Raw genomic sequence first — 15,145 nt, forward strand, 5'->3', positions numbered from 1 at the left:
CAAATAGATACTCTACTCTTTTGGACTAACGCGCCCAAGATGATGTCGCCGGCTCCTTAAATGGCCCAGATTTCAGCGAATCGATCTGATCCTGTGTAAGCTGCCCGTATAAGTAAACCGCGAGCGCCGAAGAAGGCCATCGTCTCCGGGCATATTCCAGGTAACGTGCAATAACCCACCCTGATCTTGGATGGGCGCGATTATCGATCCTGTCGTAATTTCCAAAGAGTAATGCCACCTTTTCTTTGACGTTTAGTTCAGTTCGTACTTTTTCCATATTCTTAAAATCTACCATTTCCTGATAATCCATATTGAAAATCACGTCTACCCAGCCTTTGTTAACCCAATCAATTTCATTTCTTCCTTGCAGGGAACGTGAACCTGTCGATGGCACTGGATGCCCATCGACGCTGACGATCAAATCACGCTTCAGTGTTCGGGCCTGCACGGACAATCGGGAAACCAGATCGGCAACCGCTTCGTCTTGCCATTTCTGTATTCTTCGGTAAGCGTCTTTGGATATATATCGGGCTAGCACATCCGCGTAAAGGTTGTTGCCGCTATGTTGTCGGTAGGAATCGGCGCAACGTCCGGAGGTGCAAATTCCCCCGGTACGAATGTAATCGAGATTGATTCCATCGACGTCGTACCGCTCGATCACGTCGAGCATCACTTTCAGCATGAAATCCCGGAAAGCGGGATCGTGAAAGTCGTACGACTCCTCGGGTGTGCCCGGCGCGAAAAATTCTGGGTAATCATCCGTTTCACGCTTGGCTACAGTGAACCAGGGATGCACTTCTATGCCCAACTCGTGCGCTCGCTGAATCAAATAGGAGAGCGGATCGTAGCCCTTCTCGAACAGGCTTACCAACCGACTGTCGGCTTTGGCCAACGTGGTCGGAAAATGGGCGCCGCGGCCGTGCCACACGCAGGGAACATACACGTTAAAGCCGGCTTTCTTAATGCGGCTCAGTATCTTGTCCGTCTCCGCTTGTGACGTGGCCCACTTGATGTCTTCGTCGAAGATGACCCGACTCTCGAGGAGATTGCCATTGGCATCCCGCCGTTCATGCGGAGGAAGCTTGAGTCCCTCTTCAAGCCATCCGAATCTCTTTTGGTATTCCTCGGTGGGGTCTGCTGGAAACGATTGGTAGCGTTTGCGTACCTCCGGCTCGGATAAGGGACGATCATAAAACTCCATCTCGTCGATCAAAGCGTTGGCGTGACGTCCCCGTTTATCGGTCGCAGCCGAATCCCCGCCTAGAACCAGCGGCCCTTGCGGTTTGTAGCGCCCATCGAACGTAGCCTGGTGCTCGGCGATCTTTTTACCATCGATGAACAACCTGCAGTACCCCGGTGAACCGTTCTGCCAGGTCGCGGTGACCAGGCTCCACACGCCCGGCTTGAGTTCGAACGGAACCGAGCAGTGCATGAACTCCTGATTGCTCAGAATGAAATAAAGCCTGTCTTTACCCAGCGGCTCCCACCACCCCTGCGATATTGCAAGATAACTTTGCCGGGGATGATTCCAGCGCAAACTGACAAACGTGTGAGAATCGCGGCTTGCAGCGCCCCAAAGCGGCTTGACCCAAAATGAGAGGGTACCTCTCGCTGCCGTCGTGAATTGCGGAGGTAGCGCGCTAGCGCTGGCTTTCCCTTCAAGACGCAGTGCATTTCCAACTTTCCCGTCCTTTGAAAATCTATCCCCTGATAGCGCAACTCCTTCAGATTGAAGGTCGTCGTTCGAGCCCTCAAACTTGAAACTTTGAAACCCCTTACGGGCGCGGGAATGATCCGCCTCATCCAGAAAAAGGGCCTCAGCCACTTGTGGCAAAAGCAGAATTCCGAAAACGAGGAGAAACGCGGCAGAAGCCAGCCACAAGGGAATTAATGACAGCGCACGATGGCTAATTGAAGACATGCCTAAACCACTCCGAATCGGTTCGCGCCAATGTGATTACGCTCGATAGCTGCCCGGATGAGCCAGGAACCAGCGATAGGTTTCTTCGATCCCTTGCCTCAACGGTATCCGCTCCCGCCACCCGAGGGCGTGGAGCCTCGACACGTCCAGCAACTTTCGCGGCGTGCCGTCCGGTTTTTCCGGATCGAACACCAAGTCGCCCTCGAAACCTACGACTTTCCGGATCATCTCGGCCAACTCGCGAATGCTGAGGTCTTCGCCCACACCGATATTGATGATGGCTTCGTCCGAGTAAGTCTCCATCAGAAACACCGCGGCATCGGCCAGGTCATCCACGTGCAGGAATTCCCGCCGCGGCGTGCCCGTGCCCCAGACGGTCACCGATTTCGCCCACGCCACCTTGGCGTCGTGGAACTTGCGGATGAGGGCCGGCAACACATGCGAGTTTTCCAGGCTGAAATTGTCGCCCGGTCCGTAGAGATTGGTCGGCATCAGGGCAATGGCGTCGAAGCCGTATTGGCGCCGGTACGCCTGGCACAGTTTGATGCCGGCGATCTTGGCCACCGCGTACCATTCGTTGGTCGGCTCCAAGGGACCCGTCAGCAGATAGTCTTCCTTCAAAGGCTGCGGCGCGTGTTTGGGGTAAATGCAGGAGGAGCCGAGAAAGACGAACTTTTTCGCACCGCTCCGATAGGCGCAGTCGATCAAATGGGTTTGGATCAACAGGTTGTCGCGGATAAAGTCCGCCGGGTAGGTGTCGTTGGCCCGGATGCCGCCGACTTTGGCGGCCGCATCGAGGACGATTTCGGGCCGCTCCGTTTCGAAAAAGCGCTTCACCTCCGCATGATCGGTGAGATCGAGCGCTTCTCGGGTCCGCGTCAGGATATGGGTATATCCCTGCCGTTCGAGACTACGGACCAGGGCCGAGCCGACCAGACCGCGATGGCCGGCGACGTAGATCTTGGCGTCTTTATTCATGGTAGTCGAACACCCGGTAGCCGGCTTGATGGCACAGGGCGTCGCGCTCCGCCGCTTTCAGATCCTCTTCGACCATTTCCTTGACCAGGCTCTGAAAACTGATGCGTGGGGCCCAGCCGAGCTTTGCCCGCGCCTTGCTAGGGTCGCCCAGCAGGGTGTCGACTTCGGTCGGACGGAAATAGCGGGGGTCCACCGCGACGATGCATCGGCGGGTAGCGGCATCGTATCCCCGCTCGGCAAGGCCCGTCCCTTCCCAGTGGAGCTCGATCCCAAGTTCCCCAGCGGCAAGGGTCACGAACTCGCGCACGCTGTACTGGACGCCGGTCGCGATGACGTAGTCGTCGGGTACGTCCTGTTGCAGCATCAGCCACTGCATTTCGACGTAGTCCCTGGCGTGCCCCCAGTCGCGCTTCGCATCCAGGTTGCCGAGGTAAAGGCAGTCCTGGAGGCCCAGCTTGATCCGGCACAGACCACGGGTGATCTTGCGGCTGACGAAGGTTTCGCCCCGCAACGGCGACTCGTGGTTGAAGAGGATGCCGTTGCAGGCGTAAAGCCCATACGCCTCGCGGTAGTTCACCGTGATCCAGTAGGCGTAGAGCTTGGCCACGGCGTAGGGCGAGCGCGGATAAAACGGTGTGGTTTCGGTCTGGGGGATCTCTTGAACCTTGCCGTAGAGTTCGGACGTTGAAGCCTGGTAGAACCTCGTCTTCTTCTCCAGCCCCAGAATGCGAATCGCCTCCAATAGCCTCAGCGATCCGAGAGCGTCGGTGTCGGCGGTGTAGGCCGGAGTTTCGAACGATACCTGGACATGGCTTTGCGCGCCGAGGTTATAGATCTCGTCGGGCTGGACCTGTTGCACGACGCGGATCAGATTGGTCGCATCGGTCAGATCGCCGTAGTGGAGGATGAAACGGCGGTCCTCGACGTGCGGGTCCTGGTACAAATGATCGACCCGGTCGGTGTTGAAGAGGGACGCCCGGCGTTTGAGCCCGTGCACCTCGTAGCCTTTCTCCAGCAGAAATTCCGCCAGATAGGCCCCGTCCTGCCCCGTCGTCCCGGTGATCAGCGCTACTTTTTTCACTGTGAACTCTTCTTTAGGTTCTTAGAGCCTATCCCAGCAGGCCGTTCGCCCTGAGCTTGTCGAAGGGGTACTTGAGCCTACTGGGATAGGCTCCTATTTCCAAATGGCCTTCAATACGGTTTCGATTTTTGTCAGGTCGGTTAGGCTGCGAGGCATTAACCCACTCTGCGATTAATGTTCTTTTCCTTCGACGCTTGAATGTCCGCGATAAAAACTTCTGCTAAGCGATAAGCCTTGTAACACATCAAATCGAACATTTTTGTTACATTCCTATTCCCGGAACCTAGGGTCCGAGATACGGCACTTCCTGACCATGTCTTAGCTGCCGTCGGATAAATAGCTCGGGAGAAACTTAGTTCTGCGAAGCGTGTCCTCGTGATTCGGGGCCGAATAACTCGAAAGCAAAGGATCTGCATACGTTGGCTCATCGGCTTATGGATTTACCTAGGGCATTTTCATACCGACTGTACGGGCACTCGCGAGTAGGTCGGGAATCCTTTCCAATCGCAAACGGCGTCTTCGTCGGCAAGGGATTGCCGACCTACGACCGTGCCCCCGTAGGTCGGGAATCCTTTCCAATCGCAAACGGTCGCTTTAGTCGCGACCCTTCCAATCGCAAACGGGCCTTTAATCGGCCCCTTCCAATCGCAAACGGTCATCCGGGGAGCGCCCGAATGACCCTCCCAATCGCAAACGGCGTCTCCGGGAACACCAAGGCGACGATTTCCGACACAAAGCCCGTCGACAAAGGGTTACCGACCTACGACTGTAGCACCCTGTAGGTCGGCAATCCTTTGCCGACGTATCGGCTCGGCGAAGGGCTTTGTCGGAAGGGCAGCTCTGGCGCTCCCAGAGATGCCGTTTGCGATTGGGAAGGGATTGCCGACCTACGCTCTCCCCTCCTGGAACGAATCCGTACACCGGGATGGAAAACGCTCTAAGTACATTCAGGGAAGTCTTGCGGCATAGGCAACCTGCAGGACAACCCCGCCAATCAAGCCAATCTGTCGAGATTCCGCAAATATTTGCGGAATGTACTTAGGGATAAGCAACCTACGCCCGAAAGGACGAGTCCCCAGGGTTAGCCCGGTCGCCCGGCAACCTCGACGGATCGTCCTTCGGCATCCTCTCGTCTACTTCTTTCTCGACCCCTTCCCCCTGGAGGGACCACGATCCGTCTCCGGAACCGGAAAAGCTTCTTGCGGTCCGGCTACCATCGAGTCGCGCGCTTTTTCCTTGAGCTGGACGGCTCTAGCCAGCAGCTCATTGCGTTGGCCCTTGGCGCGGCCGGAAGCGGCGTTCCTCTCAAGCTTCAGCGCCTGACGGAGATGCGTCAGGGCCTCAGGATATACGATCAAAGTACCCTCCGTCAGAACCTCGATGGCATCCTTCGTGTCGGCCGCCGCCAATCGGATGATGTCTGTCGCGCTCCGGTCGCTCAGGCTCTGCGCTTGCAGATCCATCCGATTGGAACTCCGTATGTTTTCGAGCGCGTTGATGGTTCGCAGGAACATCGCGACGGCGACGACCTGGGACGAGTCGAGCTTGACGTGCCGGTTCTTGCCGGACGACGTCAATGAGCCGGGCGAATTATTGAACGCATCGGTGTTGTAATAGGCCACCGCTTCCTCGATCGTGCTGACGCTATTGTTGTGGAAGAAAGGCGCCGTATCCGCAGCTTCGACCAATGACGGGGTGTTGAACCGCCCGTCTCCGTAGCAGGGCTGGTCGTAGTCGGGACCGCAGTCGATTCTTGCGTGGTGCTCCTCTTTGCCGAATCCCCCATCATAAGGAATGCTGGCATCGACCAGGCGCGCCGGTTGATCCCGCATGTTTTCCACGCCGCTGTCACGCGTCGGATTCTTCTTGGTGGTCGAACTGTTGGCACCGGCATTTTGGTGGCAGCCATTGCAATTGGCCGTCTGACCGAAGATCGGATTGCCGCTGCCGTCGACGGGATTTTCCTTGGTGTCGAACAGCTGCTTGCCGCGCTCCACCAACGGAGAGGTGAACGTCAGGTCAGCCAGCACGATGTCCTCGCTGCGCCCCAGGGACAGCATATAGGCGACCAGGGCGTCCAATTCCTCGTCGGTGGCCAGACGAAAATCGACACCCGGAACCCGATTGAGCGTTCGGGTCATATGCTGGGCGATGGCGCCTTGCGCGAACAGCCGCAGAGAGCCGTCTCCCGGCGCGCCGTCCCCCGACCAGCCAATGGCGTTGGCAAATTTCGCGTCTTCCTCGAACTCGCCGCCGTCCGCCAGAGTTTCCGTGCCGATCGACGCCGCCAGGGCCAAGGTATGAGGCACGCTGCGCATGACGCCGGGCCGGTCGAAGCCGTCCACATTGGCAAGGACCAGGCCGAGTTGACGCAGCAATTGCGGCTTTTCCAAGTCCTTGAGCGCAGGGTCGTATTCGGCCACGAACAGGGGATCGTCCTTCGGAAGCTTGACGATGTATTTCGGGTCGATGGTGTGATTGTTGTCCGGCCGATGGCAGGTGGCGCAGGTGCGTCCGTTGCCGCCGAAGGTTTCGTTCAGAAAAATCTCCCGCCCTCGGGCAATCTCCGCGCCGAGAACCGCATCGAGATCGTTCCGCTCTCTGGCATCGGCGTGAGCGAGCTTGGGCAGCATGAAGTCGAACGGCTTCGCCGCGCCACCGCTATGCTGCTGGGGAGTGCTCGGCAAGTTGCCCACACGGGTCACGGTCCAGGGCTTGTCGCCGTAATAAAGTCTCTGCATGAAGCCCGGCGTACCGAACAGTATGCCCCCCTCTTCAGGATTCCCTTCCTCTCGGGTAATGGCAACCAGATCCAGGGTAAATCCGCTCATGGCCAAGCCGTCGAGATGGGTCTTCAAGATCCGTTTCCCTTCACTGTTCGGTTCGAGACGGCCGAGCCTCTGCATGGCGTTGGCCTTCTCCTGTCCGCCCGCCTTGTGCCAGCCGGTTTTATTATCGACCAGCCAAACCTCGTAGCCTCCCGCATCGAGTCCGCTGACTTCGACCGTCACCCATCCCTCCAGCAGGTCGAGCCGCATGCGTCCCTGCGCCCGGCTGAATTCTCCGGATAAGGCTTTCGAATAACCGAGCGGGATGGTCAGAAAACGATCGCCGCCGTCAGCTTCATAAGCGGTTTTCCAGCGGCTGTACGCGTTCTTCAGGGTTTCGACATCGCCGTGGCCTGTGACCAGCTCCGACTTGGAAACTTCGGTATCGGTAAGCAGCAGGTAGGCGACCGTACCCCCAAGCATGAGCGCCAGCGCCGCCAAAAGTGGAAACGTATTTTTATTCACGGACTCGTACCAGGATCGGATTTATTGGAAGAACGTAGCTATACAGACGGCGATCCCACTCCTATGGACGACCAACGCGCGAACCGCTGAGCCTTGCTCGGCCGTTGCGAAACCTTGGTCGCGAGGAGGTGTCGGACACCGCCCGCATTGGACGGCCCTGTCACTACGTTGAAATTATTGTTAAACGAATGGTTACGGCACCCGCCGAAACCGGTCATCAACCCCAAGGCCTCCGGCATCGCTTTGAGCACGCGTCTGCCGTGTTCGGATGAGCCGGGACATATCAATGCTCTATGGCCAGATCGATCGGATGAGCCCGGGAGATCGTTCCACCCGGGCACTCTTGCCTCTCTGGTTGCCAAGTTATGCCGGAGTCGGTTTCGAAGTCCGGCGGCCGATGGTAAATACGCCAACCAAGGCACTGCCGAACAGCCATACGGCAGCGGGAATCGGAACCGGCTGGACTGTCAATTGATAATTGCCGGCTACGCCGCCCAAGGCACCTATGATGATCGTGTATTCGCCCCCATAAGTGGTGTCGAGGTCGAATACCTGCGACAAGGTCTCGCCGACCGAGGATGCCACGCCCCAACCGAGCAGGGTGAGATCGTCGGAGCCCAGCGGATTGTTTACCGGGGTCGGATCGGTAAAGAAGGTATCGTGCCTAGAAGCGCCGGCACCGGTATCCCAGCCGCCATAAAGCGCGTAGCCGAGTTTGAGGTTGGCGCCGCCGTCGGCAAGGTCGTCCGCCAGAGTGATTTTGAATTGCGATACTCCGGCATCCACGCAGCCCTGGGCGCTGCCGCCGCAGGACCAATGGATCAGGCCGAAGTCCGCTCCATGGCCCCAACCCTGTCCGCCGTTGTCGGGATCGGACCAGGAAAGGCCGCCGACCCGCAGCATTCGATCCGTGGGAAGGTCGGGATCGTTATTGTTGTTATAGTTGGCAATCTGCCGCTGCAGGCTGCTGCCGTTGGTGGATGTGGGCGTGCCGGTCTCGATGGTGCGGCCGGCCGCCGCCGCGCTGTGCATGCCCGCATACCACATGACGGGCAAACTCCCGGTATAGCCGACACCGCCGTTGGTCCAAACGCCGCTCGCGTCGGTGCCCGGCATTCCGTCGGCGCCGTTGATGCTGCCGCCGGTGCCGTCGCCGTAACCGGCGATGTTGAACGTGGCGTGCGCGTGAGCCTCGGGCGCAGCGACCAATGTTCCCCCGAGCATTCCCGCGAGGGCCAGTATTGTTGCCGTGGTTTTCATACTATGATTCGTCCTCGTCACTGTTAGTGGTCGTCCAAAAGCTCGTTAACAGTGATGTCCGCGGCGCTTCACCGTACCCAATGGAGCTGCGCCGCGGTCCTCCCCATCACACTAGGAGGCGGCTCGGCCGTCTCGAATACTCCATAGCATCGAGACCCGAAGCTTTCCGGCCCCGCCTCGCGGCGGGTGTGGCGATTCGGACAGACCTAACGGCGGTCCATCCCGACAAAGATCCCTCGGGCGATCCCTGCCAGCCGATTCCTTGCGAATCCGTGTGTATCGCGTCTTTTTATGAGCCCCCTAAGCGGCGGACCCGGCCTTTGCTGAAACAATAAATATGCCACTAAATAATCATTGCTAATCAAACAGATAAATCGCATGCAAACGCCACCGACGTGGCAAATCACGCAGTCTCATGGGTGATTCCACACAAAAGTTCCCCGCTTAGAGCGCGGAAAGGAAGGCGTGTACATACGTCGAGGTCTTGTTTCAGGCGGGAACGGCCATGACGTTCTTGCGGCGCTGTCCCAGCGTGACCAAACTCGCGAGGGCGCTGCCGAACAGCCAAACCGCCGCGGGGACCGGAACCGGTGCGGTGCTGATATTCAAGCTGTACTCCGCGATGTTCTGACTCCAGTTCCCCACGCCGGCGCCGCCCAGGTAGATGGAATAAACCTGACCGGCCAGGGCCAGAAAGGTCAAACCGTCTACACCGTCGACGGTGCCATCGTGAGTCAAGTAGCTCAGTCCTACGGTGCCGAACGGGTTATCGGCTTCGTAAGGTTTCGCGGGTGTGCATCCGGGGCAGTTCCAGGAGCCGTGATGAGAGTAACTGCCAGTACCGGAGTCCATGCCGGTGAAGACGGTGATGCCAAAGTTCTGAATGTCGTAGCCGGTTCCCGTAACCACCACGGGATTCAGTGTTACCCACATAGTTTCTTCGGCCTTGATCAAGCCAATATCGGTCTGATGTCTCCAGCCGGTCGGCCCGTTGGCTGTCGGAACTCCGCTGCCATTGACGCCTGCGTCCTGCCAGGCCCCGGCGCCGGTATCGATTTCCGCGGCGAAGCCGTAACGCGTTACCGCATCTGCTTTCGAGATTTCGAGCGTGTTGCCCGCCGAGTGAAGCTCGGCCGCCCAGTTCAGATGAGACGTACCGGCATAGCCGAAAGGCAGCGTGGTGGCACTGGCGGTTCCGACCCAACCCGGCGATACCGTCGGATAGGTCGGATTGCCTATACCCCCATAGTTCCAGCCGTCGGTGGCGGACAGCTCAGTGGTGGTGAAGGTGTTGTACATCGTATGCGCCTGGGCGCCGGAAACGGCGCCTACGGACAAGACGGTACCGGTGAGGGCCATGGCCACCGCTTTGGTCAGTTTGTTTTTGTTTTTGGACATAGGAAATTACCTCGTGCTGTTCTATGGAGTTGGTCTTTGTTTTCACATAGGCAGCGATGTCCGCAGCGCTCCCGTCAAAAGCGGAAGGCGCTCCGATCTCCCCATCACCGAGGGAGGCGGCCCGGCCGTCTTGGGATCAAATTCACAAGACCCGTGGCTTTCCGAACCCGCCTCGCGGCGGGAGTGGCAGGTGCAAAAGGGACTCCGCCCTGCTACGGTCTACGCTCCCCTTCCCCGGCAATGGTTTTCGGGTTTTCCGTAGCACAAAGCGCGTTCGAACCGGAATTCGGTCGAACCGGCCGATACCCCAAGAGCAATAAGCGCGCCTGAGGTAAACCGTTGATATAGCATTTTCCGAATCGGTGTAAGGGATTCGGATATGTAGGTCGGCAATCCCTTGCCGACGTATCGGCTCGGCGAAGGGCTTTGTCGGCAAGGGATTGCCGACCTACGTTCTTCCCTCCTGGAACGAATCCGTACACCGGGATGGAAAACGCTCTATAACGCTATTTCCATGACGGAAACGACGGAAGCTGCTGGATATCCCGCATTTTTATTACGGGTATTCCAGCATGTGGCGACCCAAATCATCCGGAGGGTCAGTCAGCCAGCTCTTTCACTACACCGTTTCAAAGCGGCGATCGGCTGAGGCCGAGGCGATGAAACGGCCGGATATCGCCGACACCGGCGCATGCCACATGGTGCGCCCAGCCTCGAAGGCAAGCTCGACCGCCTTGTCCCGCATCATGCGGCGACGGCCTTGTGTCTGTGCCGCCCGACGAATCCCATCCCGGCCAAAGCACTGCCGAACAGCCAAATGGCGGCCGGTATCGGAACCGGAGAAGACGTGATGTTCAAGACGTAAAGATCCTTGTTTTGATTCCAATTGGCTCCGCCGCTACCGCCCAGATAAATGGAATAAATCTGACCGGCCTCCGCCAGGAAGGTCAGACCGTTGACCCCGTCGACGGTTGAATCGTGGGTCAAATAAGTTACGCCGGTGGTGCCGAACGGATCGCTCGCGGTGAAATCTAAGCCTTGAATCGGGCTATTCCATGCCTGATGGTTCTCATAGCCGGTACCGGTGTCCATACCGGTAAATACCGTAATCCCGAAGTTGGCAATTTCCGAATTGACGGCGGAGAGATTCAGCGTGACATAAGCATCGCTGTGCGACATCAACAACCCGATATCGGTGGTGTGCGACCAGCCCTGAGGGGTTGCTCCCGCGTCGAGCCAGGCGCCTCTAGCTGTATCGATATCCGCTGCAACGCCATATCTCGCTTGCGCATCTGCCCTGGAAATTTCCAGCGAATCACCCGCGTTATGGAGTTCGGCCGCCCAGTTCAACGCCGAAGAACCGGTGTAACCGAACGGCAGCGTCGTCGGGCTAGCGGTTCCGACCCAACCCGGCGATACCGTCGGATAGGTCGGATTGTTTATACCGCCATAGACCCAGCCGTCGGTTCCCCCATCGGTAGCGGGCGTTCCGGCGTTGTAGGTGTTGTACATCGTGTGTGCCGATGCCTCGGCAACAACCCCTAAAGAAAGGGCCGAGCCGGCAACCGCCATTGCGATCGCCCTGGCCAATCTGGTTTGTTTCATATGAATCCCTGCAAGTTGGAAGTTGAGATACCACGCCGTTAACCCGCATTGCTCATACCCCTTCGCTTCAGCCGTTCGCGCCGCAAAACGGTGTAATTCCAAATCCCTTCCAATCCGGAATTGATTTTCGAAGGGTGGCCGTAACCTACCCTACGCAACGTTCATTCGCATGCCGAATGGAGTAAGAAGTGCAAGCTAAGCGCAACCGATACTTAACAAGTGTCGTGCCAGTGTCCAAATCGAGGCACTACGGTGCTTCCAAGGCTTTACAAATAGGCCGGAATCCGGGAAATGAGGTATATGCCCCAGCATTCAGCGGCATATCGCGCATGAGGAGGAAGTCGGGCGAGGGGGGAGCCGATTGCAATGATGCGGCCTCGTTACGTCGGGAATCCTTTCCCGACGTAACGGGTTGACAGCCAAGCGAAGTCGGCAAAGGATTGCCGACCCACGAATAATTCCATTCGGCATGCGAATGAACATTCATCGTAGGATGGGTAGAGCGAAGCGAAACCCATCGATGGTGGGATAGCCCCTCGGCTCAGCGTAACCCACCGACCCTTCGACTTGGCTCAGGACAGGTCCGAGGCCGCTCGGTGGGTTACGGCCTTGCGGCCTCACCCACCCTACGAAAATCAATTCCGGATTGAACGCGATTTGGAATAAGCTGCCGATTCCGCCAGAGAGCCGCCCACGTTGCCCTCGACGTCGATCCAGAGATGCGGCAAGCCCATGGCGTCCAGCCAGGCCGGACCGTTTTCCTCCTTGAGCATGGCGATGGTCGAAGCGCTGCCGGCGACCACGCAGAAGTCCCCCACCACGCTGACGGCGGCGAGATGGCGTACCGGCCAGCCGCTTTTGGGATTCAGCACATGACCGTATCGGATACCGTCCACGACGATGCAGCGTTCGTAGTCCCCGCTGCTCGCGACCGCGCCTTCGCGCAACGCCAGGGTCTTGATCATCGAGCCTTTTTGGCGCGGGTGAGAAATTCCGACTCGCCACGGACTACCATCCGCCCGCGAGCCGATCAACTTGATGTCGCCGCCCAGATTGATCACGCCGTGTCGAACGCCCGCGTCCCGGCACAGCGCCGCGGCCCTGTCGACGGCATACTCCTTGACGATGCCACCGAAATCGAGCTCCATGCCGGCTACCGGAAATTCGAGCACCGGCGGTTCCCACCTCAGCTTGTGCCAGCCGACCTGCTCGAGCAGACCGCGCACTTGCGCGTCGTCCGGCAGTTTGCCTTGTTCGAAGCGCCAGGCACGCCGCAAAATGCCGGAGGTGATGTCGAAAAGCCCGTCGCTCTGTTCGTAACAGGTCGCCGCATAATTCAGCAAACCCGCCGTTTCGTCATCCACCGCAACCTGGCCACCCTCGGCGGCGACCCTGTTGATGGCGGACAGCAGGCTGTCGTTGCGATAGCGCGAATAGCGCGCCTCCAGGCGGCGCACATCGGCAATGGCCAGCTCCGAAATCCGTCTTGCCTCTGCACGAGTCTCGGCAAAAAGCTGGATTTCGCATGGCGTACCCATTGCCTTGAAGGCGAAACGGAAATACTCGAGACCGTAAGAATTCAAGACTGTTCTAAAGGTAATTCGTCGTCCGTCGAGCGCCGGGAACGGCGGGCGCCTTATCCCGGCCTGCCCGGCACAATATAGGATGGGCCAAGCGAAGCGGGCCCATCTCGGTCGGGAACGATGGGCACGGCCTATCGGCCGTTGCCCATCCTACAATTAGCTATGGCCCGCTCCCACCGGCCGGAAACCACCCCGGCCCGTCAAAACGTATAGGCCGGGAACTAAACGCGCCTGGGGATACTCGTCACCGACTTTTGGACTCTTCTTGATGACTTGGATGCCCCAAACGGTTTTGCCAAAAAATTGCGATGCAATCGCCTGGACATTCATCCGATCCGCGACAGGTACGCCACTCAGAAGCACGCGAAGATCAAGGCGTGGGTTGCCGCGCACCCACGATGGAAGATGCATTTCATCCCAACGACGCCAGTTGGCTCAACCCAGTCGAGCGCTTCTTCGCCCACCCCACCGAGAAGGCCTTCCCTCGCCGCTCCTTCACCAGAGTCAAAGACGCTGGTGAGCAAGATCGACCACTTCATCTCCCATTAAAACCAATCGTCCCGCCTGTTCGCATGGACCGCCCCGGCGGATTCCAGCCTGGCAAAAACTTCAACGACTATGCCGGCAAACTAATCGGATAGGACACTCGTTGCGGTTTCAATACGCTGCTGCCGGCGGGATGCCGGCAGCACGTCGAATGACCGAACCGAACGGCTATTGGACATTGAGTTTGACGGTTATTCCGTCATTCACGGCTTGCCAGCTCAAACCGGAAGGCAGTGCCGGCAAATCGAGCCGGCTTTCGATAGGGACGCCAAAATCGGTTACTGAGTTCGCGCTGAGGAGAGTGAAACTGTCTCCGGCTTTCGGGACGAATCCATCCCGCAGACTGACATTGATCTTAACATTGCCTAATATGAATTCGCCCTCAACATGAAGTTGATCGTGGGCTGGATAAAGACCGCCGAGTTCGATCGTGATTGTGCCCCGTGAGAAATCAACGTACCCATTGTGGGACTCAGGTATCAGCGTCAATGTCCCGAAAGGCGACCCGGTCGTACCGGGAGAGACGTTTAATCGTGCCGAGGAGTTAATACTGGGCATGTTCAAGATCGTCCCGGTTCCGCTTAGCGTTCCGCCCTGCAGAGTGATTTTATGCGCCCCGAAGATGCCGTCGACGATCGTCTCGCCCTTGGTTTGGCGGTATTCGGTCCACGTATCACCTCCTGCTTGAGCAGCCCCAAAATCACAGGTTGAGCCTTTTTTGACCTCAAATACCCCTTCATTGATGAGAACTGCTCTCTCATAATTCAAACAAATATTGGAAACGTTATCCCTATCCAGGATGAATGTGCCGGTATTTTTGATGGTTCCTCTGAGAACACCGGCGGTAAAGCCTCCAGGGTAAACTCTATGACCTAACGCTCCGATTACGCTCATGCGGCCGGCATTTTCAAAGTACGCGTTGTTGTTATACATATCCATATAACCGCTAAGGATGATGTTCCCGCCCGCCTGGTTAATGATTTTGTCACCGGTGATAGAAAGGGCACCATCGGCGAAGATGTTTCCTGAGTTACTAAGAATTCCTTGCACATAAATATTGCCGCCGGAACTGCCGTTTTTCAGTGCGTTAACTTGGCCTTGATTGATCAAGGTGCCGCGAATTGAAATACTCGCGCCGGCTGGATGTATGCTAGTGGGGCCAATAGATAAGGTATCCTGTGGATTCACAGTAAGTGATTGGCCGACAGGTATGGACTCAGGGTTTTCAATCAGGTCGGCGGTAGCCGTCACGCACAGGCTGATCAACGTAATAAATGAAAATGGCAACAGTTGTGTTCGAAGTATGTGCACTGTTCGGGTTCCTAGTGTATTTGGTTAACAAAATCGCCACATGATAGGCAAGGGGTCGATATTCTTGCCTTAACTCATAACCATTGATAGACCTTGTAATGGCGTTGCGTATTGAGCAACGTTTGCGCCAGATTTCGTCGCCGGCGCACTATTCCAGTGGTAGCGGTTA

General features: G+C 57.6%; 10 protein-coding genes, 1 pseudogene and 2 riboswitches. Of the genes and pseudogenes, 1 reads left to right on the plus strand and 10 read right to left on the minus strand.

All coding sequences use genetic code 11. The annotated features are described in order from the left end of the window. Positions 1-25: 25 nt before the first annotated feature. From ACR2TX_RS19310 to ACR2TX_RS19350, 9 genes are all read right to left on the minus strand, one after another. Positions 26-1,921, minus strand: coding sequence for a family 10 glycosylhydrolase (locus ACR2TX_RS19310; protein ID WP_434130539.1), 1,896 nt, complete (start codon positions 1,919-1,921; stop codon positions 26-28). 36 nt (positions 1,922-1,957) lie between these two features. Continuing rightward, a complete protein-coding gene (gene fcl / locus ACR2TX_RS19315; RefSeq protein ID WP_434130540.1) occupies positions 1,958-2,899 on the minus strand; it encodes a GDP-L-fucose synthase in 942 nt (313 codons plus the stop codon). Further along, entirely contained in the window at positions 2,892-3,980 is a 1,089-nt protein-coding gene (gmd, locus tag ACR2TX_RS19320) for a GDP-mannose 4,6-dehydratase (RefSeq protein WP_434130541.1), read from the minus strand. Before gmd ends, fcl begins: the two co-directional genes overlap by 8 nt. Before the next feature lie 1,133 nt (positions 3,981-5,113). Further along, positions 5,114-7,273 (minus strand): hypothetical protein, encoded by a 2,160-nt coding sequence (locus ACR2TX_RS19325; RefSeq protein WP_434130542.1) that lies wholly within the window; start codon positions 7,271-7,273, stop codon positions 5,114-5,116. 363 nt (positions 7,274-7,636) lie between these two features. Further along, complete coding sequence (locus tag ACR2TX_RS19330) at positions 7,637-8,533, minus strand: hypothetical protein (protein WP_347257619.1); 897 nt, start codon at positions 8,531-8,533, stop codon at positions 7,637-7,639. 114 nt (positions 8,534-8,647) lie between these two features. Next, positions 8,648-8,736: riboswitch (cyclic di-GMP riboswitch) on the minus strand. 286 nt (positions 8,737-9,022) lie between these two features. After that, positions 9,023-9,931, minus strand: coding sequence for a VPLPA-CTERM sorting domain-containing protein (locus ACR2TX_RS19335; protein WP_086133782.1), 909 nt, complete (start codon positions 9,929-9,931; stop codon positions 9,023-9,025). A 112-nt stretch (positions 9,932-10,043) separates the two neighbouring features. Continuing rightward, a riboswitch (cyclic di-GMP riboswitch) is annotated at positions 10,044-10,129 on the minus strand. Between the two features lie 421 nt (positions 10,130-10,550). Continuing rightward, on the minus strand, positions 10,551-10,679 hold the full coding sequence (locus tag ACR2TX_RS19340; RefSeq protein ID WP_276205413.1) for a hypothetical protein: 129 nt from the start codon (positions 10,677-10,679) through the stop codon (positions 10,551-10,553). Then, positions 10,676-11,536, minus strand: coding sequence for a VPLPA-CTERM sorting domain-containing protein (locus ACR2TX_RS19345; RefSeq protein ID WP_143735246.1), 861 nt, complete (start codon positions 11,534-11,536; stop codon positions 10,676-10,678). The genes ACR2TX_RS19340 and ACR2TX_RS19345 overlap by 4 nt, the downstream gene beginning before the upstream one ends. A gap of 635 nt (positions 11,537-12,171) precedes the next feature. Next, positions 12,172-13,074 (minus strand): FAD:protein FMN transferase, encoded by a 903-nt coding sequence (locus tag ACR2TX_RS19350; protein ID WP_077731894.1) that lies wholly within the window; start codon positions 13,072-13,074, stop codon positions 12,172-12,174. 363 nt (positions 13,075-13,437) lie between these two features. Here ACR2TX_RS19350 and ACR2TX_RS19355 point away from each other — a divergent pair. Further along, a pseudogene (locus tag ACR2TX_RS19355) lies at positions 13,438-13,765 on the plus strand (transposase); the annotation flags it as partial. A gap of 68 nt (positions 13,766-13,833) precedes the next feature. Here ACR2TX_RS19355 and ACR2TX_RS19360 read toward each other — a convergent pair. Continuing rightward, positions 13,834-14,976, minus strand: coding sequence for a hypothetical protein (locus tag ACR2TX_RS19360; protein WP_143735248.1), 1,143 nt, complete (start codon positions 14,974-14,976; stop codon positions 13,834-13,836). Between the last annotated feature and the right edge of the window lie 169 nt (positions 14,977-15,145).

Origin of the sequence: Methylocaldum sp. GT1BB (assembly GCF_051027545.1) — a bacterium.
Taxonomy (GTDB): Bacteria; Pseudomonadota; Gammaproteobacteria; order Methylococcales; family Methylococcaceae; genus Methylocaldum.

What these genes read in the sequence shown, in the direction of transcription:
- ACR2TX_RS19310 (WP_434130539.1), bottom strand. Translation starts at nt 1,921, where the DNA reads ATGTCTTCAATTAGCCATCGTGCGCTGTCATTAATTCCCTTGTGGCTG.
- fcl (WP_434130540.1), bottom strand. Translation starts at nt 2,899, where the DNA reads ATGAATAAAGACGCCAAGATCTACGTCGCCGGCCATCGCGGTCTGGTC.
- ACR2TX_RS19330 (WP_347257619.1), bottom strand. Translation starts at nt 8,533, where the DNA reads ATGAAAACCACGGCAACAATACTGGCCCTCGCGGGAATGCTCGGGGGA.
- ACR2TX_RS19335 (WP_086133782.1), bottom strand. Translation starts at nt 9,931, where the DNA reads ATGTCCAAAAACAAAAACAAACTGACCAAAGCGGTGGCCATGGCCCTC.
- ACR2TX_RS19340 (WP_276205413.1), bottom strand. Translation starts at nt 10,679, where the DNA reads ATGATGCGGGACAAGGCGGTCGAGCTTGCCTTCGAGGCTGGGCGCACC.
- ACR2TX_RS19345 (WP_143735246.1), bottom strand. Translation starts at nt 11,536, where the DNA reads ATGAAACAAACCAGATTGGCCAGGGCGATCGCAATGGCGGTTGCCGGC.
- ACR2TX_RS19350 (WP_077731894.1), bottom strand. Translation starts at nt 13,074, where the DNA reads ATGGGTACGCCATGCGAAATCCAGCTTTTTGCCGAGACTCGTGCAGAG.